This is a genomic window from Haladaptatus sp. AB618 (assembly GCF_024136965.1).
Lineage (GTDB): Archaea > Halobacteriota > Halobacteria > Halobacteriales > Haladaptataceae > Haladaptatus.
In genome coordinates this window covers 180543-205630 of sequence record NZ_JAMYJX010000005.1, presented here as the reverse complement: position 1 = coordinate 205630, position 25088 = coordinate 180543, and the positions used below count along the sequence as shown (strand labels likewise).

General features: G+C 62.9%; 25 protein-coding genes. 16 read left to right on the top strand and 9 right to left on the bottom strand.

The annotated features are described in order from the left end of the window. The first annotated feature begins 22 nt into the window (after positions 1-22). From NKF26_RS16220 to NKF26_RS16195, 6 genes are all read left to right on the top strand, one after another. Positions 23-1411 carry a glycerate kinase gene (locus NKF26_RS16220; protein WP_253234592.1) on the top strand — a complete coding sequence of 463 codons (1389 nt, stop codon included), beginning with the start codon at positions 23-25 and terminating at the stop codon, positions 1409-1411. Next, entirely contained in the window at positions 1408-2217 is an 810-nt protein-coding gene (locus NKF26_RS16215; protein ID WP_253227624.1) for a sugar phosphate isomerase/epimerase, read from the top strand. Before NKF26_RS16220 ends, NKF26_RS16215 begins: the two co-directional genes overlap by 4 nt. A 29-nt stretch (positions 2218-2246) precedes the next feature. Further along, on the top strand, positions 2247-3266 hold the full coding sequence (locus tag NKF26_RS16210; protein WP_253227623.1) for an NAD(P)-dependent oxidoreductase: 1020 nt from the start codon (positions 2247-2249) through the stop codon (positions 3264-3266). 59 nt (positions 3267-3325) lie between these two features. Further along, a complete protein-coding gene (locus NKF26_RS16205; protein ID WP_253227622.1) occupies positions 3326-4519 on the top strand; it encodes an AGE family epimerase/isomerase in 1194 nt (397 codons plus the stop codon). A gap of 65 nt (positions 4520-4584) precedes the next feature. Further along, complete coding sequence (locus NKF26_RS16200; RefSeq protein ID WP_253227621.1) at positions 4585-4809, top strand: hypothetical protein; 225 nt, start codon at positions 4585-4587, stop codon at positions 4807-4809. A gap of 75 nt (positions 4810-4884) precedes the next feature. Beyond that, positions 4885-5382, top strand: a complete 498-nt coding sequence (locus tag NKF26_RS16195; RefSeq protein WP_253234591.1) for a hypothetical protein — start codon at positions 4885-4887, stop codon at positions 5380-5382. A gap of 419 nt (positions 5383-5801) precedes the next feature. Here the strand turns inward: NKF26_RS16195 and NKF26_RS16190 are convergent, their stop codons facing one another. The 3 genes from NKF26_RS16190 to NKF26_RS16180 are packed head-to-tail and all read right to left on the bottom strand — an operon-like array spanning position 5802 to position 9565. After that, positions 5802-6467, bottom strand: a complete 666-nt coding sequence (locus tag NKF26_RS16190; protein ID WP_253234590.1) for an ABC transporter ATP-binding protein — start codon at positions 6465-6467, stop codon at positions 5802-5804. Between the two features lie 10 nt (positions 6468-6477). Next, a complete protein-coding gene (locus NKF26_RS16185; protein ID WP_253234589.1) occupies positions 6478-8937 on the bottom strand; it encodes an ABC transporter permease in 2460 nt (819 codons plus the stop codon). Next, entirely contained in the window at positions 8840-9565 is a 726-nt protein-coding gene (locus NKF26_RS16180) for a hypothetical protein (protein WP_253234588.1), read from the bottom strand. Before NKF26_RS16180 ends, NKF26_RS16185 begins: the two co-directional genes overlap by 98 nt. Positions 9566-9718: 153 nt before the next feature. On the opposite strand from NKF26_RS16180, the gene NKF26_RS16175 reads away from it, so the two are divergent. The 4 genes from NKF26_RS16175 (at position 9719) to NKF26_RS16160 (ending at position 13067) form a co-directional block, all read left to right on the top strand. Beyond that, entirely contained in the window at positions 9719-10813 is a 1095-nt protein-coding gene (locus NKF26_RS16175; RefSeq protein WP_253234587.1) for a TrmB family transcriptional regulator, read from the top strand. A gap of 183 nt (positions 10814-10996) precedes the next feature. Beyond that, entirely contained in the window at positions 10997-12271 is a 1275-nt protein-coding gene (locus NKF26_RS16170; RefSeq protein ID WP_253227616.1) for an MFS transporter, read from the top strand. 82 nt (positions 12272-12353) lie between these two features. Next, positions 12354-12881, top strand: a complete 528-nt coding sequence (locus NKF26_RS16165) for a DUF2243 domain-containing protein (RefSeq protein WP_253227615.1) — start codon at positions 12354-12356, stop codon at positions 12879-12881. 12 nt (positions 12882-12893) lie between these two features. Next, entirely contained in the window at positions 12894-13067 is a 174-nt protein-coding gene (locus NKF26_RS16160; protein ID WP_253227614.1) for a hypothetical protein, read from the top strand. Between the two features lie 2 nt (positions 13068-13069). Here NKF26_RS16160 and NKF26_RS16155 read toward each other — a convergent pair whose 3' ends face one another. The 3 genes from NKF26_RS16155 to NKF26_RS16145 all read right to left on the bottom strand — a co-directional run bounded on the left by NKF26_RS16155 (position 13070) and on the right by NKF26_RS16145 (position 17000). After that, positions 13070-14323, bottom strand: a complete 1254-nt coding sequence (locus NKF26_RS16155) for a sulfite oxidase (RefSeq protein ID WP_253227613.1) — start codon at positions 14321-14323, stop codon at positions 13070-13072. Between the two features lie 90 nt (positions 14324-14413). Beyond that, positions 14414-15709, bottom strand: a complete 1296-nt coding sequence (locus NKF26_RS16150) for a TIGR00341 family protein (RefSeq protein WP_253227612.1) — start codon at positions 15707-15709, stop codon at positions 14414-14416. 94 nt (positions 15710-15803) lie between these two features. Continuing rightward, the gene (locus NKF26_RS16145) at positions 15804-17000 is read right to left on the bottom strand and encodes an AI-2E family transporter (RefSeq protein ID WP_253227611.1); all 1197 of its coding nucleotides are present in this window, start codon (positions 16998-17000) and stop codon (positions 15804-15806) included. A 186-nt stretch (positions 17001-17186) separates the two neighbouring features. Here NKF26_RS16145 and NKF26_RS16140 point away from each other — a divergent pair, with 186 nt between their 5' ends. Beyond that, positions 17187-17996: a manganese catalase family protein gene (locus tag NKF26_RS16140; protein ID WP_253227610.1), complete on the top strand. Its 810-nt coding sequence runs from the start codon at positions 17187-17189 to the stop codon at positions 17994-17996. 12 nt (positions 17997-18008) lie between these two features. Here the strand turns inward: NKF26_RS16140 and NKF26_RS16135 are convergent, their stop codons facing one another. Then, on the bottom strand, positions 18009-18272 hold the full coding sequence (locus NKF26_RS16135) for a hypothetical protein (protein WP_253234586.1): 264 nt from the start codon (positions 18270-18272) through the stop codon (positions 18009-18011). 137 nt (positions 18273-18409) lie between these two features. Here NKF26_RS16135 and NKF26_RS16130 point away from each other — a divergent pair, with 137 nt between their 5' ends. Together NKF26_RS16130 and NKF26_RS16125 are read left to right on the top strand one after the other, a co-directional pair. Continuing rightward, positions 18410-19759, top strand: coding sequence for an APC family permease (locus NKF26_RS16130; RefSeq protein ID WP_253234585.1), 1350 nt, complete (start codon positions 18410-18412; stop codon positions 19757-19759). Positions 19760-19950: 191 nt separating this feature from the next. Continuing rightward, complete coding sequence (locus tag NKF26_RS16125; RefSeq protein WP_253234584.1) at positions 19951-21303, top strand: polysaccharide deacetylase family protein; 1353 nt, start codon at positions 19951-19953, stop codon at positions 21301-21303. A 114-nt stretch (positions 21304-21417) separates the two neighbouring features. On the opposite strand, the gene NKF26_RS16120 is transcribed toward NKF26_RS16125, so the two are convergent. Together NKF26_RS16120 and NKF26_RS16115 are read right to left on the bottom strand one after the other, a co-directional pair. After that, positions 21418-21690, bottom strand: a complete 273-nt coding sequence (locus NKF26_RS16120) for a C2H2-type zinc finger protein (protein WP_253227606.1) — start codon at positions 21688-21690, stop codon at positions 21418-21420. A 155-nt stretch (positions 21691-21845) separates the two neighbouring features. Continuing rightward, positions 21846-22661, bottom strand: a complete 816-nt coding sequence (locus tag NKF26_RS16115) for a GNAT family N-acetyltransferase (protein ID WP_253227605.1) — start codon at positions 22659-22661, stop codon at positions 21846-21848. 282 nt (positions 22662-22943) lie between these two features. On the opposite strand from NKF26_RS16115, the gene NKF26_RS16110 reads away from it, so the two are divergent. From NKF26_RS16110 to NKF26_RS16100, 3 genes are all read left to right on the top strand, one after another. Further along, positions 22944-23144 (top strand): hypothetical protein, encoded by a 201-nt coding sequence (locus NKF26_RS16110; protein WP_253227604.1) that lies wholly within the window; start codon positions 22944-22946, stop codon positions 23142-23144. 10 nt (positions 23145-23154) lie between these two features. Continuing rightward, complete coding sequence (locus NKF26_RS16105; RefSeq protein WP_253227603.1) at positions 23155-23364, top strand: hypothetical protein; 210 nt, start codon at positions 23155-23157, stop codon at positions 23362-23364. Between the two features lie 83 nt (positions 23365-23447). Further along, complete coding sequence (locus NKF26_RS16100) at positions 23448-25088, top strand: 2-oxo acid dehydrogenase subunit E2 (RefSeq protein ID WP_253227602.1); 1641 nt, start codon at positions 23448-23450, stop codon at positions 25086-25088.

The following is a 25088-nucleotide window of genomic DNA, read 5'->3' as shown; positions in this document are numbered from 1 at the left end:
CGCTCCCATTTTCCCATAATCCATGACTCACGACCATCCAGACTCGCCGACGCCGGAACAGGTCGCGCTCGACTGCCTGCACGCGGGTATCGACGCCGCACATCCACGACACGTCGTGCGCCGAAAGCTCTCGCGCGACGGAAGCGTCCTCACCGTCGACGGCGAATCGTTCGACCTCGACTCGTTTTCGACCGTCCTCGTCCTCGGCGGTGGCAACGCCGCCGGGGAGATGGCGACCAGCCTCGAAACCACCCTCGGAGACTATCTCTCCGGCGGCACCGTCGTCACCGACACGCCCGCCGAAACGGAGACAATCGAGGTGCGGCCCGGCGACCACCCGCTGCCGAGCGAACGCAACCGCGACGCGACCGAGGACATCCTCTCGGCCGCCGAGGGGGCCGACGACGAAACGCTCGTCATCGCGCCGATTTCGGGCGGCGGCAGCGCGCTCCTCTCCGCACCCGCGGAAGGAATCTCGCTCGATTCGTTCCGCACCGTGACCGAGGGACTGCTCCGCTCCGGCGCGGACATCCACGACATCAACACCGTTCGGCGGGCGCTGTCGAGCGTGAAGGACGGCGGCCTCGCCGAGGCCGCCGCCCCCGCTCGGGTGGTCGGACTGGTCGTCAGCGACGTGATCGGCGACGACCCGGCGGTCGTCGCCAGCGGGCCGACGTATTCGAGCAGAGCGAGCGCCGAGGACGCGAGCGCGATCCTGAACGAGTTCCTCGACGACGTTCCGGCGGACATCGAAACCGCGCTCGAAACGCTCGAATCGGCGGCAGCACCATCGGAATCGGCGGCAGTCGCCGGAGGCGACGCCGTCGATTCGGAGAATGGGACCAGCGATTCGGGGGTCGAGAACGTGACGAACTTCGTCCTCGCGGACAACTGGACGGCCATCGACGCGGCCGCGGAGCGGGCGCGGGAGATGGCGTATTCGACGCTCGTCCTCTCCTCGCGGATCGGCGGGGAAGCCGCCGAGGTCGGCCGCACCCACGCCGCCATCGGCGTCGAGAGTGCGGCGACCGGCAACCCGGTCGAGCCACCCGCCGTAATTCTGTCGGGCGGCGAGACGACCGTCACCGTGGACGGTGACGGCGTCGGGGGGCCGAATCAGGAGTTCGCGCTCGGCGCGACGCGCGAACTCCAGGGGTCCGAAATCGTCGTCGCGGGCGTCGATACCGACGGGTTGGACGGAAGCACGGACGCCGCGGGCGCGCTCGTGGACGGCGAAACCGTCCAACCCGAGGACCGCGCCGCGGCGAGGGCGGCGCTGCGAGACCACGATACGTATCCATTTTTGGACGAGCGTGACGCGCTGATCGAAACCGGCGAGACGGGAACCAACGTCAACGACCTGCGGGTCGTGGTCGTCGGGGGAACGGACGAGGAGAATTCATCCAAATGAATCACAGGTACGGACTGAATCAGGCCGGATTTCCGGCGTCGGAGATCGAAACGACGTGTGAAATCCTCGCGGACGCGGGGTACGACGGCGTCGAACCCAACTATCGGGAGGGCGGATTGCTGACGACGGCGGACGGCCGCGAACGCGTTCGGGAGGCCGCCGACGGGAACGGCCTCACCGTTCCGGCCGTCTCCACCACGCTCCACTGGGAGTACCCGCTGTCGAGCGCCGACGACGAGAAACGAGGTCGGGGAATCGACATCGCGTGCGAGATGGTCGACGCGGCGGCGACCCTCGGCGCGGACGAGGTTCTGATCGTCCCGGCACGAATCTTCCCCGGCGCTGGCTACGACGCCGACTACCGACGGGCGGTCGAATCCGTCCGCGGAATCGCGGGATACGCGGCGGACGCCGGGGTCGGCGTCGCCGTCGAGAACGTCCAAAACGACTTCCTGTACTCGCCCCGCGAGTTCGTCGAGTTCCTCGAAGCCGTCGAGGATTCCGGGCCGGTTTCGGCCTACTTCGATGTGGGCAACGGCTTCCGCTGGGGGCTACCGGACCGCTGGATTCGGGGACTCGGCGACTGGATTTCGAAGGTCCACGTCAAGGACTGGCTGACGGACGCCCACCGACCGACGTACCTGTTGCAGGGCGACATCGACTGGGACAGCGTCGTCGCCGCGCTCTCCGACGTCGGCTACGACGGTTGGATTTCCGCCGAGATTCCGCCCTACAACTCCGCGCCGCACCGGATGCCGCCCGACGAACTCGACACCATGCGGTACCTGTTCGAACCGAGCGACTGACCACCGAAAACCAATTTCAACATCACACAATGACACGCACAATCGTCGTAGACCCGCTGTTCGAGGACGTTTGGCCGCTCGCGGCCGACTACCTGCACCACCTTTGGACCGAATCCGGAGACGAAGTCGAGTTCGTCCGACTCCCCGAGGAGAGAGAAACCGGCCTCGCGGCGGCCGTTTCCTCGCCCGAATCCGTCGAAAAACTCGTCTCGCTCGGCGTACTGGCCTCCGAGGACGACCTCGCCGAATTCACGAACCTGCGGGAGGCGTTCGTGATGACCGACTCGATGTACAACGCCGACGAGGAACTCTCGGAGTACCTCACCGACCGCGGCGTGACGGTTCACGATCACACGAACGAGGGCTTCTGGAGCGAATCCGTGTCCGAGTTCGGCCTCGGACTCACCATCGACGCGCTTCGCCAAATTCCGCAGAAACACGCGGCGATGGCGGAGAGCCACGAACCGTGGGACATGGACCAACTGGACAACGAAATCCCCGGTGCGCGGGGACACCAGTTCGCCGACGACCCGAACTACGTGAGCGGAACGGTCGCGCGAAAGCGCGTTCGCGTCGCCGGAATCGGCAACATCGGAAGTCGCTACGCGGCGGCGACGGACCACCTCGGGGCAGACGTGGCCGCCTACGACCCGTTCGCGGACGAACCCTGTTTCCACAGCACCGGCGCACGGCAGGTGTACAGCATGGAGGAACTCGTGAGCGACGCCGAAATCTTCGCGCCGACGATTCCGCTGACTCCCGCGACGAAGGGCGTCATCACCGCCGAGCACATCCACGGGCTTCCCGAGGGGTCGATCCTCGTACTCATCACGCGGGCCGGAATCTGCGACATGGACGCCGTCCGGGAGCGCGTGCTCGCCGACGAAATCGTCCTCGCCGCCGACGTGTGGGACGAGGAACCGCTCCCCCTCGATGATCCACTGCTCGACCGCCACAACGTCGTGCACACGCCCCACATCGCGGGGCGGACCCGCGACGCGAACGAGCGCTGGGCCGAACACCTCGACGCGCATTTCGGTTCGGTCTAGCGAAAGCAAAAAGCCAATTCCCCGCCCTCGAAACAAAGAGACAGTCCGAACCACGAACCATGGCAACGCATACTACGTTTCACGATACACAGCGTCTCAGACAGGAGATACTCCGCGTCCTGAACTTCTACTATCCCGACTGCATCGACACCCGCTACGGTGGATACATCGCCCAACTGGACGAGCGAGACGGGTTCGTCTACGACGGCCACACGAAACACCTCGTCGCCACCGCGCGCGCGGTCCACAATTTCAGCGTCGGCGCGCTCCTCGACGGACCGGTCTGGTGCCGGACGGCGGCCGAACACGGACTCGCCTTCCTCTCGAATCACCAATGGGACGCCGAGAACGGCGGGTACGATTGGCTCCTCGAAGGCCGGGAAACGGTGGACGACACGCGGTTCTGCTACGGTCACGCGTTCGTCGTCCTCGCCAGCGCGCGGGCGCTGGAAGCCGGAATCCCGGGTGCGGAAGCCGAACTCGAACGGGCCGTCGAAACCATCGACCGTCACTTCTGGGAACCCGAACACGGGATGTACGCCGACCGCGCCGACGGGGAGTGGAACGAAGTCGTCCCGTACCGCGGGTTGAACGCGAACATGCACACCTGCGAGGCGATGCTCGTGGCCCACGAGGTTACCGGGAACCCCGACTACCTCGACCGGGCGTACTCCATCGCGGAGGGAATCGTCCGCGACCTCGCGGCCGAAACGGACGGCAAGTTGTGGGAACACTACGATTCGAACTGGGCGCACGACATGGCCTACAACGAGGACCAACCGCGCCACCAGTTCCGCCCGTGGGGCTACCAACCGGGCCACCATCTCGAGTGGTCGAAGCTCCTCTCGCACCTCGCCGAGTTCAGGGACGAGGACTGGATTCGGGCCTCGGCGCGCGACCTGTTCGACCACGCGGTCGAGATGGGGTGGGACGACGAGAACGGCGGGTTCTACTACACCGTGGAGGCGGACGGAACGCCCGTCGTCGCGGACAAATACGGCTGGGCGGTCACGGAGGGTATCGGGGCGGCGGCCCGCCTCGGGGGGACCGACGACGCGTATCTGGACTGGTACGATCGACTGTGGGAGTACGCCCGGGAGAACTTCGTCAATCCCAAACACGGCAACTGGTTCGAGCGACTGAACCGGACGAACGACCGCGACGACCCGAACCGCGGTGTCGCGGTGGAACCGGGCTACCACCCCATCAGCAACATGTTCGCCGCGATGGACGTAGTGCGTCGTTCGGGTTAGTTTAACCTCGTTTTCGCTGCCGACGCGCGAGTGGGTTTATCATGTTGGATGACTACTAGGAACGTATGCGTTCCATTCGCCTTACACGCGCGTTGAGTCGTGCTCGTCACGCCGCCATCGGTGCCGCCATCGGCGGCGCTATCGGCGGCTTCATCAGCAAAAACGCGGCAAGTACCGGCGGCGCGCTCGGCGCCTTCGCCGGTGCGATGATCGGAGAGACGCGGGTAACCGCCCGCTCGCGCATCGATCAGGTCAAAGAACGGGGGAACCTGGAACAGGCGGAACAGTAACGGGCGGAACACCAACGGCCGGAACAGTAACGGCCAGTCCCAAACGGTTTCCCCCGGACGCCCGAACGAGTTCGTATGGGCCGGGAAGACGACGTCGCGCTGTCTGTCGCGGAGTTCGTGGACTACTGTGATACGCAGGCGGGGTTGCTGATGGGAAACGTCGAAACGATGACGACGGAAGCCGACGCGTTGCTGGACGACATCGACGACAGAGTGTCGGAGGTGCGCGCTCGGTTGGAAGACAGCCCCGAGGACGTCGAAACGGCGGAGCACCCGCCATCGACGGATGGTCCCGAAAGAGAAATCGATACCGCGGCGGTGACCGAACTGGAGCGTGAAATCGAAGAGACGCAGGCCGTCGTGGAAGCCAAGCGCGCACGAATCGTGGCGTTTCGGGAGTTAGCGGACGGCTACGGGTCCCTCGCCGATGACCTCCGCTCCGAGGTGGACGACGGACGCGAAGCGTTGGACCGTGTCGTCCGGTTCGAGGCCGACGCGGACGCGCCGGTGTACTTCGACGACCGGCAGACGGTGTACGAGGCCGCCACGTCGGAGGAATCGAAGGAAAAGTAACCGTCCGCGATAGCGTGAACGGTTTCCGGACGGTGTCGATACGTCGGGAGCGACCGAGCACGAGGAGTGGATCATTTAAACGCATGAACATCCATGTAAATTTTTGTCGTTTTCGATTTTGATATATGAAGGAAGGATAAATGTGGATGGGTGGGGAAACATGAAGTGATGTCGCTACACGACCAACGGCAATACAATGGCTATTTTCCAAGTCGGCGACACAAGTACGTAGCAATCGCCATATTCACCGTCGTTGGATTTTGGGGCTACTGGACATTTGCGCGGGGCGTCATCTTCGCGACGATGTATGTCGTTGCGTTCGGTTTGTTCGGAATTTTGTTCGTACTACTTTGGGAGTGACTGACGGCAGTCGCACCGAGCGGAACGCGAGTCCCCCAACGCGTCGAACAAACACCCTCTCAGGCGACTTCGGTCCGGATTTTTCCGTCCTCCAACCGAACGACCGTGTCGAACCGCGGTTGCAGTTGCATGTCGTGGCTGATGACCACGAGCGCGGTTTCGGCCGTTTCCTGCAGTCGGAACAATAAATCGAGCACCTGCGTGGTCGTGTCGGGGTCGAGTTGGCCGGTCGGTTCGTCGGCGAGCACGATGGCGGGGCGGTTCGCCAGCGCGCGGGCGATGGCGACGCGCTGTTTTTCCCCGCCCGAGAGCGTCGCGGGATACTGGTCCGCGCGGTCCTCGATCTCGAGCCTGGAAAAGAGCGTTTCGAGCCATTCCTCGTCCCGCGTTCCGGTGTGGTCCTGCGGGAGGGCGGCGTTCTCCCACGCGGTCAAATCCTCGATGAGCTGAAAGTCCTGAAAGATGAAGCCGAGCGTCTCACGGCGCAACTTGGCGCGCTTTCGTTCGGGGAGTTCGGCGGTGTCCTCGCCGCGGATGCTGACCGTCCCGCTCGTCGGCGTGTCGAGCAGTCCGAGTACGTTGAACAGCGTCGTCTTCCCCGCCCCGCTCGGTCCCTGTACGAGGAGTTGGGCGTCCGTCGGAATCGACATCGACACGTCCTCGATAACGTCCCGTCCCCCCCGAGCGACACGGACTGAATCCGCGTCCAGCACGGTTTCGGTCATGGTATCACCCCTACAATCGTTCCCCCCTACTTTCTTCCGGTTCGATGGGGGTCGTTCCGCGCTGAACCGCCGTCGGTTCGGAGACGAGGTAGGGCATCGCCGCGATGAGAACGCTCAGACACATCAACACCAGCGCGCTCCCGGCCGCGAGCAGGAGAATCGGGAGCGGTATCTGCGGCGAGAGTCGGACGCCGAAGACGGTGAACAACCCGGCGACGGCGAGGAGTCGTAACGTCAACAGCGCGGCGATGATGGCGACGATGATGGCCGGAATCGAGAGACGACAAGCGTCGGTGAGCAGGATTCGAACCAACCGCAACCGGTTCGCGCCGGTCGCTCGATAGACGCCGACGGCGCGGCGGCGCGCGTGGACGGCTTGCGCGAACGTCGCCGTCGTCCCGCCGACCGCGGTCAATCCGGCCAGCACGACCATCACCAACAAAAGGAGGTTGAAGTTCCCGAACACGCCGCGGACCGCCCCGCCGATTCCGGATCCGCTGGAGTAGTCGGTGTTTCGGGCGAGCGTCGAGAACGTCCGACTATCGCCGTGAACGGTGAACGAATCCGTCGCAATCGTTCGGCCGCCGGTGACCACTCGAACCGAGTAGTTACCCGGCGACAACATATCGTTCGTGCCGGATTCGGCCGTTTCGGAAGCGTCGGCGGTTCCCCCGAGTTGCCTCGTCGTGACGACCGACTTGTAGGGAGGAATCGAAACCTCCCGCGTCACCGTGGTCGTCGGCGTGACGAGCGAGATGTTTCGCGTGATCGGTTGACTCCACGGATTGAACAGGACGATATTCGCGGTCGGGTGTGACATGGTACTCACGTCCGTCGAGGTGACATCGACGGTTCCCATGGGCGAACGTGCCGCACCCGAAGCGACGGTAATCGACGACCTGTTCACCCGATTCCCCTTCTCGACGGTCAGGTTGTAGGTGCCTTCCCGACCCGGCAGATGGACGAGCGCGATACCGTCCTCGTTCGTCGTCGTGGTTCGGTCCCCGATTCGAACCGTCGCGCCCGAGACGTTCGCGCCGCTTTCCGTTCGAACAGGTACCGCCATCGTTCCGTTTGGCGGTGCCTGTGACGGCAGGGAAGGAACCGCCAACGGAGAGTGACGATACACGTCCACGGACTGCGTGTACGAACCGACTCGAAGCGTCTGACTTCCGACCGTCGAGGCCGAGACGTTCATCCGCACCGTACGCTCCTCGCCGCCGCCGAGCGTGACGGTTCGGGATTTCGAGGCGGAGCCGAATCTGGCCGTCAGCGTCCGGGTTTGTGCCGTCGAACGGGCGTTCCTGATATCGATTCTGATCGGTATTCGATGTCCACGAATGGCGGAACTGGGAGCGGAAACGCCGCTGACGATGACGTCGGGGGCGTCCGATTGGGACCGCGAGAGACGCGAACCCTCTCCCTTCGTCCGGATGAACTGGACGGTTCCGGGGTCCGTCGAGAGGTCGTGTGCGGTCGAGAGTGGCACGATCAGTTGGTCGTCCCCTATCCCGTCCGCCGTGAACTCGCCGGTGATCGTGACCTGCGTGAACGCGGGCGAGGACGCACCGCCGAGGGTGACCGAGTCACCGACTCCGAGACCCAACGTTCGCGCGAGGTCGCGGCCGATAACGGCTTCGTACTTGTGTTTCGGTGGACGACCCGCGACGAGGGTCGCGTCCGACACCGCCGCGAACGACCGCCAGTCCGCCCCGCGTGCCAAATACGGTTGCCCGTTCCGGACCTGGACGACGATGATCTCGGGGCTGGCTTTCACGCCTTGGTCCCGGAGCAAGTCCGCGTATCCGGCGTCGATCCTGCTCGCCATCGGGTACGGCGCGCCGGGTTCGGTGATCGTCCCGCCAGACGTCTTCGCGAGCGGTGCGAGGACGCCCACCAGCGACCCGACGAGAAGGACGACGAGGACGAAAATCGTGAGTATCGTCGCCGCCGGAACGACCGCCCGCCAGCGGAGGACGGTCGTATCGACCAGCGTTCGCAATCGCTGCATCGGCCGTTTACCGGTTCGTTTCGGCTTCGAGACCGGAGTGTACGCCTGTTTGAGGCGGGATGGCGGCGTGATCGTCGCCGGACGAACCGCGAGAACGCCCGCGCCGATACCGGCGAACAACAGGACGGCGAGACCCGGAACGATGATGCGGAGCACGGCCGGACTCACCGTCGGCGCGAGCGAAATCCGGAGGCCGACGATGATCGCGGCGTTGACGACAGCGCTGGTGACGATGACGCCGAGCGCGTAGCCGAGCGCGATTCCGACTATCGTGAGCAGACCAGCACGGACGCCGAAGGTTACCAGCAGTCTTCGCGGCGTTCCTCCCGTCGCACGGACGACTTCGATGGCGTCCAGTCGGTCACGGACGCTCATCCGGGTGACGTTGTAAACGACCACGAGGACGAGGACGCCGCCGCCGAGGACGGCCAACCCCAACAGGGAAACCACGCCCTGCATTCCGGCGATGAAGTACCGATAGAGTCCGGGCGTGATGATTCTCGTTCCCGAACGGAGCCGGTCCCCCCCCGTTCGACGCGGACGACGTGTGGACGACGTACGCGTCCGTCGTACCCAACGACCGAACCGTGGCTGGCTTGCCGATGTACCACGAGCGCGGGAAGACGGACTTTTCGGTCGAAGTCGGGGCGACCGAAACGGTCTCGGTGTGATTGGTTCCGACGAAGCGTTGCTGTGTCCGGTCTCCGACCGGACCGGCAAACGTCGCGTTCGACGGTGGCTGTGGAAACCGCGCCTCCCGCCACGAGACGGAGACCTTTTTCAGAACGGTCGGCGCGTCCGGTGGCACGCCGACGACGTACTCGGTCGTCCCGTTCCGCTTCACGGCGGCGACCGGGAGGACGATGTCGTCGTCGTTCGTGGCCGCGGCATCCGCCGCGGCCACCGAATCGTAGTGAGTGACGTCCATCGAGTCGTTGAACCCCGACGAAATCGCCGAGGTCTGGGTGTTCGCGGCGACCAGCAAGAGCGTCGTCCCGACGAGAAAGGCGGTCGCTACCGCGATGATGACGATGGTCAGTCTGTCACGACGTGACCACTGCGTACAGAGTTTCCACCGATACCCCATTCGAAACCCGTCGTTCGTGGTGTTATCCCGAGCGCAAAGGGTATTGGCCGCCTACGAATCGGAAACGGGTTCGTATCGATCCGTCGTCCGCGTCAGCCCTCGACAACTATTGTATCAACGAGTGTTTTACGTGGTTCTCACCGATTGTGTGGTATGGACACCGGCGAACTCAAAGCGGTCCTCGAAAGTGCGGGGTTGTCCCAGTATCAGGCGAACGCGTACGTGACCCTCCTCGAACACGGGTCGGCGTCCGCCAGCGACCTCGCCGACGCCAGCGGCGTTCCGGGACCGCGAATCTACGACGTGCTGCGGGATTTGGAGGACGAGGGGTACGTGGTAACCTACGAGCAGGATAGACTGTATGCACGGGCGACCGACCCGGAAGAGGCGCTTTCGGGATTACGGGCGCGGATCAACCAGTACGAAACCGCCGCCGATGAGATCCAGCATCGATGGCAGGAACCGGACTCGAACGACCACGAGATCACGCTCATCCGGCGATTTCGAACGGTGTTGGACCGCGCTCGTGCCGACATCGAGACCGCCGAGCGGCACGTTCAACTCGCCGTCGCGCCGGAGCAGTTCCTCGAACTGCGGCCGCTCCTCGCCGACGCCCACGACCGCGGCGTCTACATCCAAATCTCGCTCTACGTTCCTCCGGACGAGGACCTGCCGTTCGAGGAATCGGCCTTCGAGGGAACGTGCACCGAAGCGCGACGCCGCGAACTCCAGAACGCGTTTTTCCTGCTGACCGACCGGACGCGACTCTGCTTTGCGCCACACGTCGATTCGTCGCGGGAGTACGGGGTGCTCGCCCAGGACCGGGACACGGCGTACGTGTTCCACTGGTTCTTCCTGACGTGTCTTTGGGAAGTGTACCCGCCCATCCACGTCGATCGTGACGACACGCCGCCGTTCGTCTTCGTGGCGATACGCGAATGTATCCGGTTCATCGAACCGTTGCTGTCCGATGGTGCCACGATTGCCGCCAGTGTTGAAGGTTACCACACCGGGTCGGGTCGGGAACGAACCCTTTCGGGGACGATTACGGGCGTCGATATTACAGGTGAAGGTGACCGCGACGGCCCGATAACGCTCGCCCAACTGGCGGGCCGGGCATCGTTCGTCCTCGAAACCGACGAGGGTAGCTTCACCATCGGCGGCGAAGGGGCGGTGATCGAGGATATCGGTGCGGATCGAATCACCATCGAAGCGATCGACGGGATGACGGACGAGATCGAACTATGAGATTCCGGGGAAATTCGAGAGAGATATGCAAAGTACAGATCGGGGAACTCAATCTCTCCAAGTACAACGACCGTAGTTAGAAAAATTGACAAAATATATCCCCTCTCGTGTACTGCGTTTCTCGTGATGGAACGGGTAGCAACTAACGACGAGCGCGTTTTCGGCGATTCGGAGTGGAGTTGAATGGATAACGCGGGGGAAAAATCCCAAGCCGGGACGGGTGTTCTGGCGAGATTCGGCGGCGGCGAGTTCGACGGGCGAAAAGCACGGTTTCAGCTGTTGTTCTTCGTGCAGTTCGCGGCCGGGTCCGGCATCATCGTCTTTCGGAACGTCTACCTCGACGGGATGGGAATGTCGGGAGCCGAGATGGGGGTGATCGGTTTCCTCATGCTGGCGACCGGGGTAGCGGTGCAACCGCTGTGGGGCCTCGTCACCGACTACTGGCACATCGAGCGCGCGATTCTCGTCGTCGGGGCACTCGTCTCCGCGGTCGCCCTGTTGACCTATCCGTTCGGGGCGAGCCTGACGGATCCGTTCACGATCATCGCCGTCGGGACGGCCGTTTTCTCGGCGTTCCGAGCGCCCATCGTCCCCATCGCGACCGGGATGGTTCTCTCCCGAGGGTACGACTTCGGGCATATTCGGAGCTTCGGGTCCCTCGCGTTCGGTATCGGGAGTCTCGGAGTCGGGTTGGTGGTTGCGGCGGCCGGACTCGTCTCGATAGTGTACATCTACATCGGCGGAATGGTCGTCCTGATGGCAGTCGCGTGGTCCCTGTCGGACGGGTCGGCGGCCTCCGGCGACGCGGACGATGACACCGACGACCCGTCGATAGCCCGTGCAGTGAAAGCGCTCGTGACGAACTGGAACTTCATGGTCGTCGTCACGGCCATGTTCCTGTTCCGACTGTCGTTCATGGGCGGCGAAGCGTTCCTCTCGGTGTACATGCGGGCGGTGCACGCGAGCCTCGTCGTCGGCCCGTGGTCGCTGTCGCCGGACGGTCTGACCGGCCTCGTGTGGGCGTTAAACACGGGATTAGAGGCGGGTGCGTTCGTCTACGCTGCCCGTCTCGGCCTCTCGTATAAATGGCTGCTCGTGGTCGGCGGCACGATGGTCGGAATTCCGAACGTCGTCTACGGGGTGACGACCGACCCGTTACTGATCCTCGCGGTACAGGCGTTCGGCGGAATCGGCTTTGCCCTGCTCAGCCTCGGTGCAGTGAACCTCGTCCACGCGGTCGCCGCGGAGCGGATACAATCGAGCGCCCAGACGTTCCTCAGCGGGTTGAGTCTCGGACTCGGGGGCGCAATCGGTCAGGTGATCGCCGGTCACCTCCTCGACACCGTCGGCGTGCAGGAGATGTACCTCGTCATCGCCGTCGTCGGCTTCCTCGGTGCCGCCGTCGGTCTGCTCGTCACCCATCGCGGTCGGTTGGATGCGAGCGACGCCGCCGCGTAACCGGCGACGGGATTGGTTCCCCCTTGAACGACCTGCAAAGATAGCCCGGTCGGCTAAGGAAGACGGTACTGATTCGAGAACAATGAGTCAGCGTCGAACGACCGAAGTGGAGCAGTCCCAAAGGGTGGACGACGGAGTGGCGCGACGAGCGCTCGTCGCGGCGGGAATCGTCGGGTTCGGGTTCAGCGGACTCATCGACGTATTGTTGCTCCATCTGGTTCTGCAGTGGCACCACCTGCTCTCGGGCCTGTATCCGCAGACGACCATGTCCGGGCTTCGAACGAACATCCTCGCGGATGGCGTCTTCTCGATCGCCATGGTCGTCATCATGGGAATCGGGGGCGGACTCCTCTGGAAAGCCGAGCGGCGTGCGGCGAGTCCGTTACCCGTCCGACCGATTTTCGGGTCCATCCTCGTCGGACTCGGCGCGTTCGACCTCTACGACGCGCTCGTGGACCACATCCTGTTGGGGCTTCACCAACCGCTCTCGCAGGGCGGGGCGTACAACCCACACTGGATCGTCGTCAGCCTGCTCTTCATCGGTGCCGGTTGGTACGTCTACCGAACGCGCTCGCCCGAACCGCACGAATCGCCCTCGGAGAACGTCTGATCGGAATCCACGATGGTAGCGCAACCGCTCCAACCGATTCCGCTTCACGCGGTTCCATCGTCGCCGCCCACACCGGTTCCCCACTGGGCCGTGTTGATGGTCGCGGTCCCGCTCCTGTGGGTCGTCATCGCTGGCGGCGTACTGGTGGTCGATGCGATGTTCGAGCGACTGTCCCGAATCGAGTGAGATCACTCCTCGACGGCAACCGAAACTCCGAGCGGTACGTACGCGTTGTTTCCGTACCCCTTCTCGTTCCACGGATACTTCCCGTCGGAGATTCCGCGAAGCCCTTCGTCCGGCGTCGAGACGGTCGCGGGTTGCTCCCGTCCCTCCTCGTCGGTCGCCCGCGAGAGGAGCGTGTGCTGGCCCGGAGTCGCGTCCCAGACGTAGCGGAACTTCCGGACGGCGTGGCGACCGAGGTCGGGACCGACGAACGAAGCCTCGTCCCACGTTTCGCCGCCGTCGACCGATAGTTCGACGCGCTCGACGGCGTCGTCGCCCGCCCACGCGACGCCCGTGATTTCGACTCGCCCGTCCGACGACAGCGCGGTCTCCTCCGCGGGCGACGTGATGAGCGATTTGACGAGTTGGTCGAAGAGATAGGCGTTCCGTACCTCCTCGGGATTTCGCAGTTGTTCGTACGTGCTGAACGTCTCGACCGACTCGTGGCGCTCGGGGTCGTCGTCCTGTGCCGGAACGATCCGATAGGAGGACTGCTGGTACTCCGTGTAGTCGTGGCCGTTCCGCGATTGCCACTCCTCTCCCGCCACCATCGTCTCCATGACGTGCATTCGATCGACCCATTTCACGCTGTTGTTGCCGAACCAACCGGGAACGATCAGTCGGAGCGGATAGCCGTGTTCCGGCGTCATGGGGTCGCCGTTCATCTCGTAGGCGAGCAGACAGTCGTCGAGCGCCTTCTCCATCGGTATCGAGCGGCAGAACACGTCCTCTCCCTCCTTGGCTTCGCCACCCATCACGGACAACCACAGTCCCTCGTCGGTCGCGGCGTCGTGGTCGTTCAGCAGGTCCCGCACCGGCGTCCCCGTCCAGACGGCGCTCCCGACCGCACCGACCGTCCACTGGTCGCCCGCCGCGTCGGGGTCGAAATAGGCCCGCCCGTTCCCCGAACACTCCATCATGTGGACGACCGAATCGGTCGGGTAGTCGTGTCGTATCTCGTCCATCGAGAGTTCGATCCCGTCTTCGACCATCCCGGTCAGCGAAACCGTCCAGTCGTCCGCGTCGATGTCCGGCGTTCGATGATGGGTTCGGATGTAGTGTTCCTCGCGCGGCGTCAGATAGCCTTCGAGGTGGCTTCGTGCCGACGTTTCCGCGTTCTCCGGGTCCGCGGTGAGAACGTTCAAACCCGGATACCGCTCGTCCAGCGGCGCGTCCGGACGGTCCGACGGACCGGTTTCGTGTGGATCTTCGGGTGGCATCGGTGCGTTCGGATTGGACGAGCGTTCACTCCATCGCTATGCTTGCCAGCGAAAGTCGCCTGCCATCCCATCCGGAGATCGACTGCCGGATCAACCGCTCGTCTTCGCGTTCGCCGTTCCCGATTCCGTGTACTCCACGGTGACGTACACGTTTCGTCCCGTCCCTCGCTCGATCCGCCCTTCCAACCGTTTGGGAAGGTCACTGTACCCGGTGTTCGAACTCCTACTGACGTGCACCGTCACGTTCGCCGGTTTCGATTCCCACCCCATACCGCCGTATCCCGTCTGGACGCCGGACATCGAGAGGTTCGAGTACGACGGTTGGTTCAACGTCGTCTCCACCTGTTCGTTCGTCGTTCGGCTGAACGATATGTTCGACGCGGTCAACGCCCCAGTACCGACGGTCGCTACTAGGAGGACGAGCAGCGTCGCGTAGACCGCCGTTCGCTGGCCGGACGGGATCGATTCCCGGAACGAACCGTCCGAATCACTCCATCTCGGCTGATAGCCCATCCCGATCAGCGTGAACAGCGCGCCGATGTTGATGGCGAGGATGTTGACCAGCAAGAGCAGGAGCGCGCCGATACCCAGCAGTGGTTCCATCCACGCGATCGCGAGACCGACCACCGCCGCGGCCGGAATGATCGCGGCTGCGATCATGACGCCGATGATGGTCGTGGACTGCTCGGTCGTGTATCCGAACGCACCGACGACCCCGGCGATTATCGCGCCGATCGTCGAGAGGGCACTCGGCGCGAGTCGAACGCCGATGAGTTCGATATGTATGACGGACACCCCCGGCGGGACGAAGCCTACCCAGCGAACGAACCACCCGAAGGCCGCGGCGGCGATGATGGCCATCCCGAGGCCTAGCCCTTGCTCTTTGACGCTACTGACGAACAGTTCCCAGTCACCCAGAAGGACGCCGGTCGGGGCGGCGAGGGCCGAACTCACCTGCGGTGCGATGATCATCGCGCCGATGATGAGCGCCGGTTGGTCGAGCAACAACCCGGCGGCGGCCGCGATGACGCTCAGGAGGGTACCGAGATAGTAGAGTTGGTACGGCCATTGCATCTCCCGGATCTTCGCGTGCAGTTCGGATTTCGAGAGCTTGTGGATCGAGTCGGAGAACCGTTGGCGAAGCTCGGTGAAGTTCGGCGTCTCGGCCAGTTCGGCCTTCGTCGAGACGGTGTAGGCGTCCTCCTCGATATCCGCGTCACGGAACTCGTCGAGGAGCGGTCCCACCATCGCCGTCGGAAGCGGGAAGAAAAAGAGCGCACCTTCCCCCTCGTCGCTCACGACCGTATAATCGACATCGTACTCGTCGAGGATGGAGGCGACTTCCTCCCGCTCGCCTGCCGACGCATGAACGTGCAACTCTCGCATTGGCTACTAGATTCGCTTGCGTCTGCTGTATCTTCCGGCCGGTTACTAATGGTCTTTAAGTCAGACCTCATCAGCGTCGAGTCGGACCGAACGCTCATTCGGCGTCCGCATCCGAACCGTCACCCGACGTTCCGTCGGCACTCGGCGGGGAATTTCGAGCGGAGGACGGGTTCGTCCCGACCGACTCGCCCATCGAGACGGTCGGCGTGAGCGCTTCTCCGTGGAGGAGTTCCGGAAGGACGATGCGAACCGCTTCGAGCATGATGATGAACAGTATCGGGAGCAGGAAGAAGCCGTACCAGCCGAAAAGAATCGGGCCGAGCAGGTACGCGAACATCATCATCACCATGTCGAGTTGACGACCAGTGATGTACGGTTGGAGGAACGTCTGGGGAAGCGTGTCGAGGAGGAGGAAGTAGACGACGAGCACCCCGCCGACGAACGCCAGATGGTTTCCGCCCGAGTCGACCGCCTGAAAGGCCAGATAGCCGACGACGGGGATGTAGACGATTTTGCCGACGACGATTGGAATCAGGCTGGCGATGCCGGTGAGGAACGCGAGCACGAACACCATCGGGATGTGAAGCCCCGAGGGCGCGAGGAGGTTCGTCCCCGAATACGCGGCCCACGCGATGACGGACATGCCGATGACGAAGAGCAAATTCCCGAAGAAGACGGACTCCAAGTCCTCGTCGACGGCCACGGCGTAGCCGTAGGCCGCCGTGTCCTTCCCGTCGAACAGTTGGACGAGACCGTCGGCGAGTTGGTCGTCGTGATTCAACAGGAAGTACGACAGCGTCACCGCGAGCGCGATGAGCATCCCCGCGCCGACGACGGCGGAGGTGACCTTCAGTCCCGCGTCGAGCACGGTCATGACCGTCGTCTGCGGATTCGAGAGGAGCTGTTGTGGGTGATGGATGGCTTCCAGAACCGTCCGCTGTTGGCCCTTCGGAAGCGCCCCCAGATAGTGGGTCACGAGCGCCGAATCGGTGGTGTTTCCGAACACCGATCCCACTCGACTGACGAGTTGAAATCCGGCGTAGAACGTGAGCACGACGATGGGGAGAAACACGACGAGAAGCGTCAGTCCCGCGCTTACCCCGTCGGAGTCAGTGATGCCACTGAGTTGGCGATAGATGGGTCGGGTGGCGTAGTAGCCGAAGACACCCAGAACCACCATCCCGATGAACGAGTACGCGACGTACGCCGCGACGAGTACGAGGAGCAGGATGAAAACCCACCAGCCAGTTCGGCCACGACTCGGCACGGCGTCAAGATCAATGTCGACCATGGTCCTTGGGGATAGGAGGCTCCTCCTTGCAAACTGTTGTGGCCGGGAAGTAGTGCCTGCGGTGCCGACCGATGGTGGTCGTCGATCCCGGACGGGCGGGGGATTTGGAGGTGGTCGTTTAACTGACGTGCACTAGCAGGCAGTGTGCCTAATCACGTTTCCCTTGTCGCTCGGCACGGGAAAACAATGTTCTACCACGACAACGAACTCCAGTACGAGGTGACGGTCGAAGAGCCAGACCCACGGTTCGCCAAGATGCTCCAACAGGCCATCGGGGGAGCGGAAGGTGAGATGCGGGTCGCGCTCCAGTACATGTTTCAGGCGTTCGCGGTGCCCGCCGACAAGAGCGAGTACAGACGGCTGCTGATGGAGACCGCGACGGAGGAACTCGGTCACATCGAGATGCTGGCGACGGCGGTGGCGAAGAACTTGGAGGGGGCGTCCGACGCCCAGCGCGAGGCGGCGCGCGAGGACGCGGTCATCTCCGAGATGATGAACAGCGGACAGCCACGGCAGGCTCTCTCGGCAGGGTTGCACGCGATGCCCGTCGATTCCAACGGCGTGCCGTTCACCGGGAACTACATCGTCGCCAGCGGCAACCTCGCGGCGGACATGTACGCGAACGTCATGGCCGAATCGACCGGTCGAACCCTCGCCGCACGGCTCTGGGAGATGACCGACGACCCCGGCATGAAGGACATGCTGTCGTACCTCATCGCCCGCGACACGATGCACCAGAACCAGTGGCACGCCGCCCTCGAAACGATGGAGGACCACGTTCCGGTGCCGAACAGCTTCCCGCAAGAAAAGGAGAACCAGGACTTCAACTACGAGTTCATGTCCACGACCAAGGACGAGCGCCCGAACCCGGACGAGCGCTGGACGCAGGGCGAATCGGTGGACGGGAACGGCGAGTTCTCCTACGGCCGACAACCGGGCGGCGGCGAACCGGACCTCGACGAGGTCATCGAGGCGATGCACAACGAGATAAACTGAGAACCGGGCCGTTCACTCGGTCGGTTGTTCACCTGATTTTTCGCTTTCGTCGGCGGCGTCGGACGACTCTGCGGGGACCGGAGCGCCGAACTCAAATACGATGCTCCAGCCGAGATACAGAATGGAGCCCAGAAACAGCACGTACGCGACTAGAACGAACAGTCCGTCGCCGGAGTTCGATGCGGACGACGAGAGGATGATGGCAATCGAGGAGAGGGCGATAACGAGCAACGCAGTACACCGGCGAATCGTCTTTTGGAGGGCAACATCGGACATATGATTTAAGTCTAATATAATCGTCAAAACAGTTTCGACTATCGGACGCGTTGAGGTCGATGTTTCCCCGTCTAATATGAATGGGTTTAGTATTCGGCTACAACACTGATGCATCTCCCGTCGGCAACCTATTCGAAATGACCGAAGAAGCAGCAGGTGGAGGGCTCGGATTGACCGGTGCGGTGTCGATGGCCCTCGGTGGGATGATCGGCGGGGGGATTTACGCCGTCCTCGGCGTCGTCGTGAAAGTCGCCGGGCCGTTGGCGTGGTTTTCGTTCGTCCTGGCGGGAATCGTGGCGATGTGTGCGGGGTATTCGTACATCAAGTTGAACCAGTTAAGCGACCCCGAAGGCGCGTCGCCGACCTATCTGGCGTGGTTCGCCGATAGTTCCACGCTCGCGGGAATGGCCGGTTGGACGCTGTTGTTCGGATACGTCGGCTCGATTGCGATGTACGCCTACGCGTTCGGGAGCTACGCCGTCGATATCGCCGGTGTCGAACACGTCGCGGGGCTACCGCTTCGGGCGGTGCTGTCGCTGGCCATCATCGGGATTTTCGTCGGTCTCAACCTCGTCGGCGTGGAGGAGTCCGGCTGGGTCGAAATCGCGCTCGTCGTGGTCAAAATAGCCGTCCTCGTCGGCTTCGCACTGGTCGGTCTCTGGTTCGGCACGTCGCACGGCGGCATCAAGACGGGGGCGGATTCGCTGAGCTTCAGCCCAATCATGGCGGCGGCGATGTCGTTCGTGGCGTTCCAGGGATGGCAGTTGCTCATGTACTCACAGGGAACCATCGAGAACCACAGCGACACCAACCCGACCGCCATCTACCTCTCGATTCCGACCGCCGTGGCGATCTACATCGGCGTCGCAATCGTCACCACCAGTATCGTCGGCGTCGGGATGGTTTCCAAGCATCCGGAAGTGGCGCTGGCGACCGCCGCCTCGAAGTTCGGCGGAAGGTGGGGCGAACTCATCATCTCGCTGTCGGCGCTGTTCTCGACCGCCAGCGCGATCAACGCGACGCTCTTCACCAGCGCGCAGTTCTCGGACCGACTCATCGAGAACGGACTCCTTCCGAAGAAACTCGACGCCAGTTCGCCCGACGAGTTCCACGTCGGCGAGGATTTACCCAAACGCATCATCCTCATCCTCGGCGTGCTGACCGCCGCGTTCACCGCCGTCGGCAGTCTGGAGGGGATCACGTCGTTCGCGTCGCTGACGTTCATCGTCGTCTTCGGCGGGATGAGCTTCCTCGCGTTGACCCAACGTGACCACGAGGACGTGTCCGCGATTCCGCCCGCAATCGGGTTGATCGGTGCGGTGCTGTTCCTCCCGATGATGCTCTGGCACCTGTTCACCGCCCAGCGCGGCGTCTTCTACACGGTCACGGCCATCACCGTCGTCATCGTCATCCTCGAACTGGCCTATTTCGAGACGGGTCTGTTCGGCTACTCGGAGGAGGAAACGTCGTCGCTCCGGAGCGACTGACGACCGACGGTTCGACGAAGGATACCTGGGTCCACCCATCGAATTCGTCCCTTTTTTCGATCCCGCTTGAGGAAGTTTCCGTTGTATCCTCCGTGATGTCATACGACACACACATAGAATAAACGATTAGTGTGCCAATTGGATACCAACAAACATATTACGAGTTGTGAAAGTGTTTCCAACTGGAACTAATGTCCCCGAACGAAATCACGACGCGCCGTCGCCTCCTCCAACTCACCGGTGCCGCCGTTACGGGGGTGCTCGCCGGCTGTTCACGGAATTCATCGAAGAGCACCTCCACCGGTACGTCCACGTCCACAGGACGACCGACGAAATCCAGCACGACACGGACGACGACGGAAACGACCACCGAAGAGACGTCCAAGCCGAAGCTACGGACGGACTACAACAGCCGTAAGAGGTTCGGCGAACCCGGAACGAGTTTCGACGACTTCGAGGATAGCTCGAAGTGGGTCGAGAAACGGAACTCGGTTACGCCCGATAGTTCCATCTCGTTCGTCGGGACACGGAGCCTCAAACTCAGTACGGACAGTTACGAAGGGGTGACCGCCGAACGACGGCTCGACGCACCGCTCGATATTTCCACCCACGACGTGTCGTTCGCGTTCCGGAGTGAAACCCCGATGGACGTTTCCTTCCAGGTGTATCTGTACGACGCAGACGACAACTGGGTCGTACAGGAACTCCGGAACGTTACGTATCGACCGCCGGATGTCGGCTGGTTTCGAACCTGCCCGGGTGTGTTCGAGACCAGCGAGACACCACCCGACCGTCGCAACATCGTCCGTATCAAACTCGAACTCGGCAGCAACAACTCGAACGGCGTTCAGGCACACGTCGATGACATGCGACTACACCCGAAACCGGACAAAGGATACGTCGTTCTCAGTTGGGACGATGGGGATCAGATTTACTACGACGAAGCCGCTCCACTGAACGACGAGTACGGTTTTCCGGCGGTCATCACGATGCCGATCGAACCGGACAAGGTCGACTCCTCGTACTTCATGTCCGTCGAGGAGTTGCGAGAACGACAGGAGAACGGCGACGAAGTCGTGGTTCACGGCAGCACTGGCGATCCGTTCGCTACAATCTCCACGAAGAAACTGGAGCACATCCTGCGCCGAAACAAACAGTGGATGATAGACAACGGTTTCGAGGGTGCGAACTTCATCGTCTACCCGGGGAACAACTACGACAAGACCGCGCTCAGGATCATCAGCAAATACTTCTATATGGGTGGGATGAACCAATCGGCCAGCGTCAACATGACGGGGGTCCACGGGTTCGACCCGCTCGTGCTCCCCCGAACCATCGGTAGCCGCCTCGAAGTCTCCAAGCGCGCGGTGACGCTGGCGGCCGAGCACCGTCAGTGTTCCATCCTCAACTTCCACAATTTCGACTCGCACAACACGATGAGCCGAAGTGAGTACAAGGAACTGCTCGCCCACATCGACGGGACGAACGGTATCGAGGTAATCACCTACTCCGATCTGTGGGAGATGCGGCGCAGTCGACCGTAACCGTTCGAGATTCGATTTCACCGGACGGCGAAGGGATCGAACGGTGCGAAAAGTAGTTAGCCGATGGTCTCACCGGAGCGATGGTGGTCCCGTCGTCAATCGTCCGAATCGGCGTCAGTCGTCCGAATCTGGGCCGATCTCGTCCTCGTTACCGGACGGTCCAGCGGCCTCCGACGGTTCCGCCGCCGACGGCGACTCGTTGTTCTCCTCGGTGATCGAACCGGTGGACCCGCTCGCGTCCGTACCGGCCGCCGCCGATTCCTCGCTCTTCTCGTCCGGAGTCTCGTCGTGTGTCTCTCGCATGTGTTCGTGCAGGTCCTCCTTCCCCTCGAACTCGTCGTCACAGTACTCACACGAATACGTCTTCTCGTTGGACTCGGTTGCCATGTTTTGCCTTTCATCCGCGAGCCGTGAAAAGATTCTACTGGAATATGCAACCTCACCCTGTTCCCTCCACTCTCCCGTGCTCGTGGCCCGACCGTTACGACGAGCGGTCACGTCAATTTTATCGCTACCGACGAGGGGGGCGAAAAATGGGAGGACTACAGATACGAATCGTCGTACGATTCGGCCGATTTCGGCGTGTGAACGTTCCCGCACTCGGTACACTCGATGTGGTCTTGGGCGTCGCGCGTCGTTTTCAACGACCCACAGTTGCTACAGTAGTATCCGTACCTGTTCTTCTCCGCTTCGTCGCTGTATGTGACGAAGAACGGGTGTTCGGTTCCCGATTTGGTTTCCTCCAGGTTCAGATACACCGTCTCCCCGTCCTCCGTCGCGGCGGTCGTCGTTCCGTCGTGTGTCTCCGTATTCTCCAACGTCATTTCCGTCGGGTCGGTGTCCCCGCTGGTGTCGTCGGACATCTCCCGTTCGCTCGCATCGAGGGAGTACCGGTGTTCGACCAACGGTTCGCCGCCGTACTCGACTTGCCGGTCGTCCGTCCGCTCGAAGCCCTGCTCCTCGAAGAACTGCGCGCCTTCCCTGTCGGCGTCGAGCACGTTCGCGTCGATTCGTTCCGCGCCGTCCTCGCGTAGCTTCTCGACTATCGTCTCGAACAGTTCCGTCCCGACACCCTTCCCGCGGTGCTCCGGGTCCACCAACAACCATCGTATCTCGCCGGAACTCCCGTCGAGGTGGCCCTCGGTGAGTCCCACGAGCGTGTCGAACTCCTCGTCTTCGAGCGCGAATACGCGATCGTCGGGGGCGTCGACCAGACCGGTCACCCTCGCCTCGGCGAACTGCTCGGTGATGACGTTCTCTATCTGCTGTGGACTCAGCGAGTACGATGCAGTCATCGCACTCCGTGCCAACTCGTGAATCCGCTCCGCGTCACTCGCAGTCGGCTCACGTAGTTTCATACTTTCACGTTTCTTTGCAAGCCGGATAAACTCGCGCCAGAACGGTTACGGTGGTGCAGATTTCACCGATATCGACCGGGGAATTCACGAACGGTTCTCAGTGAAAACGGGGCGGAGACGGAGGTCACTCACGCGAAATCTCAGTTCATTTGGAAAGTGACGAAAGAACACCTTGCATTGGCAACGAGTAGACCGACCAGGAGGGCAACGCTAGTAATGAATAGAGAAACGCACCCTCCGAAGCAAGCACGGGGACGAGAACGACTGCCGCCCAAAGATACGATGTCAACGACACAATCGAATACCCAAGAAACGGTCGAACAGTGTGAACACTGCGATTCGAAGACGACCCATCGCGTGTTCGTGACCATCATCACGGAAAGCGACAGCGAAACGAACGCCGAGTTCTCGCGCGAACCGTACCGCGTCACGGAATGCGTGCAGTGTGGAACCGAATCGCGCCAGCGCATGAACGACGTCTGATCCGATCACGATGACCACAACACGACAATCACAGGAGGAGTTCGAACACAGCGACCGTCGATGCCGCAACTGCGGATCGTTCGTCACGCCCGACTTCGCCCGCGTCTTCGGGAACAACGACGACGAAGTGTTCGGCTGTCTGGACTGCATGTCGGCGACGGCAGTGAAAAACGGCAACGCACGAGGGGAATCGGTCGGGTCGCCGAGAGTTCGTCAATAGGGACGGAATCGACGAACGGAATCGATTCCCGATTTGCGGACGGGAGCAGACATTTATTATGATAGACCATGTGCTTTCGTATCATGGCATATGTCGTCAAGATGCCCAAGTTGGGACTGGAAATGGACTCGGGAACGCTCAACGCGTGGACGGTTTCCGTCGGGGACACGATCGAGGAGGGCGCGACCATCGCCGAAATCGAATCGGAGAAGACGACGGCAGAAATCGATGCACGGGAAGACGGCGTTCTGAGACGGATTTTCGTCGAGGAGGGTGACGTGACGGACCCGGGGGCACCGCTCGGGATCGTCGCCGCGCCGGATGCGGACATCGACGAACTGGTCGCGGAGGTCGAGGGGAAATCGACGACGGTGGAGGGCGAACCGTCGTCCGAGAGCGCCACCACGGCCGCCGCGGAGGATGGTGGCCACGGGTCGGGCGTTCAGAGCCAATCCTCGTCGGCGACGGCGGCGAGCGTCAAAGCCACGCCGCGAGCGAAGCGACGGGCCGAGGAACTCGGCGTCGACCTCACGACCATCGACGGCACCGGACCACAGGGGGCCGTGGACGAATCGGACGTCGAGGCGGCGGCCGACGGTGAGACGGCCGACGGCGAGGCCGCCGAGTCGGACGAGGACGTCAAGGCGACGCCACGGGCGAAACGGCGGGCGGAGGAGTTGGGCGTGGCGCTTCACGACGCCGACGGCACCGGCCCGCAGGGCGCGGTGACGGAGGAGGACGTCGAAGCGGTCGCCGCGGCGAGCGAACCCGAACCGGCCGCCGCCGAATCGACCGATGTCGGTCCGTCGGGAGCGACCGAACCCGACGTTCCCGCCGAACGCGTGTTCGCCACCCCGAGCGCCCGCCGTCTCGCGCGGGAGTTGGGCGTGGATGTCGAATCGATCGAAACCGCGGACACCGGCCGTCTCACCGAAACCGACGTTCGGCGGGCGGCAGGCGACGAATCGGTCGCCGCTTCGACGGCGGCCGAAGAACCGAGCGACGACTCGAAGACGGTCCCCGGAACCCGGCAGGAGGACCGACCGCTTTCGGGGATGCGCCGAACCATCGCCGACAGACTCGGGGAAAGTGCCAGCACGGCGGTGCACGTCACCGAACACCGCACTGCCGATGCGGAGGAGTTGCTCGCCGCGGCGTCGGCCGCGGACGAGGCCCTTTCCTCGGACGTGTCCGTGACCGACGTACTGCTGACGGCGCTGTCGGCCGCGCTCGACGCCCATCCCGAGTTCAACGCGACGTTCGAGGACGAGGTCCATCGACTCCACGAGACACACGACATCTGCGTCGCCGTCGATATCGACGCCGGACTCATCGCACCGGTCATCCGCGACGTCGATTCGATGTCGCTCGCCGACCTCGCCGAGGAACGGCGGAAAGTCACCGACCGCGCGCTCTCCGGGGAGTTCACGATGGACGACCTCACCGGCGGCACGATAACCGTCTCGAACCTCGGCGTCCTCGGCGTCGAGCGGTTCGACCCCGTCATCAACCCGCCGCAGATCGCCATCCTCGGCGTCAACGCGATACGGCGCGAAGTGGTTCCGACCGACGACGACGGGGTCGCCGTCCGCAAGCAGATCTCGTTTTCGCTCTCGTTCGATCACCGTATCGTCGATGGCGCGGACGCCGCGCGGTTCCTCGGGACGTTGGTCGAACACGTCGAAAACCCGTGGCCGCTCGTCATCGCGGCGGGCGAAAAATAA

Bases quoted from the DNA above. Each gene is read 5' to 3' on its own strand.
- NKF26_RS16220 (WP_253234592.1), top strand. From the start codon at position 23: ATGACTCACGACCATCCAGACTCGCCGACGCCGGAACAGGTCGCGCTC.
- NKF26_RS16215 (WP_253227624.1), top strand. From the start codon at position 1,408: ATGAATCACAGGTACGGACTGAATCAGGCCGGATTTCCGGCGTCGGAG.
- NKF26_RS16210 (WP_253227623.1), top strand. From the start codon at position 2,247: ATGACACGCACAATCGTCGTAGACCCGCTGTTCGAGGACGTTTGGCCG.
- NKF26_RS16205 (WP_253227622.1), top strand. From the start codon at position 3,326: ATGGCAACGCATACTACGTTTCACGATACACAGCGTCTCAGACAGGAG.
- NKF26_RS16200 (WP_253227621.1), top strand. From the start codon at position 4,585: ATGCGTTCCATTCGCCTTACACGCGCGTTGAGTCGTGCTCGTCACGCC.
- NKF26_RS16195 (WP_253234591.1), top strand. From the start codon at position 4,885: ATGGGCCGGGAAGACGACGTCGCGCTGTCTGTCGCGGAGTTCGTGGAC.
- NKF26_RS16190 (WP_253234590.1), bottom strand. From the start codon at position 6,467: ATGACCGAAACCGTGCTGGACGCGGATTCAGTCCGTGTCGCTCGGGGG.
- NKF26_RS16185 (WP_253234589.1), bottom strand. From the start codon at position 8,937: ATGCAGGGCGTGGTTTCCCTGTTGGGGTTGGCCGTCCTCGGCGGCGGC.
- NKF26_RS16180 (WP_253234588.1), bottom strand. From the start codon at position 9,565: ATGGGGTATCGGTGGAAACTCTGTACGCAGTGGTCACGTCGTGACAGA.
- NKF26_RS16175 (WP_253234587.1), top strand. From the start codon at position 9,719: ATGGACACCGGCGAACTCAAAGCGGTCCTCGAAAGTGCGGGGTTGTCC.
- NKF26_RS16170 (WP_253227616.1), top strand. From the start codon at position 10,997: ATGGATAACGCGGGGGAAAAATCCCAAGCCGGGACGGGTGTTCTGGCG.
- NKF26_RS16165 (WP_253227615.1), top strand. From the start codon at position 12,354: ATGAGTCAGCGTCGAACGACCGAAGTGGAGCAGTCCCAAAGGGTGGAC.
- NKF26_RS16160 (WP_253227614.1), top strand. From the start codon at position 12,894: ATGGTAGCGCAACCGCTCCAACCGATTCCGCTTCACGCGGTTCCATCG.
- NKF26_RS16155 (WP_253227613.1), bottom strand. From the start codon at position 14,323: ATGCCACCCGAAGATCCACACGAAACCGGTCCGTCGGACCGTCCGGAC.
- NKF26_RS16150 (WP_253227612.1), bottom strand. From the start codon at position 15,709: ATGCGAGAGTTGCACGTTCATGCGTCGGCAGGCGAGCGGGAGGAAGTC.
- NKF26_RS16145 (WP_253227611.1), bottom strand. From the start codon at position 17,000: ATGGTCGACATTGATCTTGACGCCGTGCCGAGTCGTGGCCGAACTGGC.
- NKF26_RS16140 (WP_253227610.1), top strand. From the start codon at position 17,187: ATGTTCTACCACGACAACGAACTCCAGTACGAGGTGACGGTCGAAGAG.
- NKF26_RS16135 (WP_253234586.1), bottom strand. From the start codon at position 18,272: ATGTCCGATGTTGCCCTCCAAAAGACGATTCGCCGGTGTACTGCGTTG.
- NKF26_RS16130 (WP_253234585.1), top strand. From the start codon at position 18,410: ATGACCGAAGAAGCAGCAGGTGGAGGGCTCGGATTGACCGGTGCGGTG.
- NKF26_RS16125 (WP_253234584.1), top strand. From the start codon at position 19,951: ATGTCCCCGAACGAAATCACGACGCGCCGTCGCCTCCTCCAACTCACC.
- NKF26_RS16120 (WP_253227606.1), bottom strand. From the start codon at position 21,690: ATGGCAACCGAGTCCAACGAGAAGACGTATTCGTGTGAGTACTGTGAC.
- NKF26_RS16115 (WP_253227605.1), bottom strand. From the start codon at position 22,661: ATGAAACTACGTGAGCCGACTGCGAGTGACGCGGAGCGGATTCACGAG.
- NKF26_RS16110 (WP_253227604.1), top strand. From the start codon at position 22,944: ATGTCAACGACACAATCGAATACCCAAGAAACGGTCGAACAGTGTGAA.
- NKF26_RS16105 (WP_253227603.1), top strand. From the start codon at position 23,155: ATGACCACAACACGACAATCACAGGAGGAGTTCGAACACAGCGACCGT.
- NKF26_RS16100 (WP_253227602.1), top strand. From the start codon at position 23,448: ATGGCATATGTCGTCAAGATGCCCAAGTTGGGACTGGAAATGGACTCG.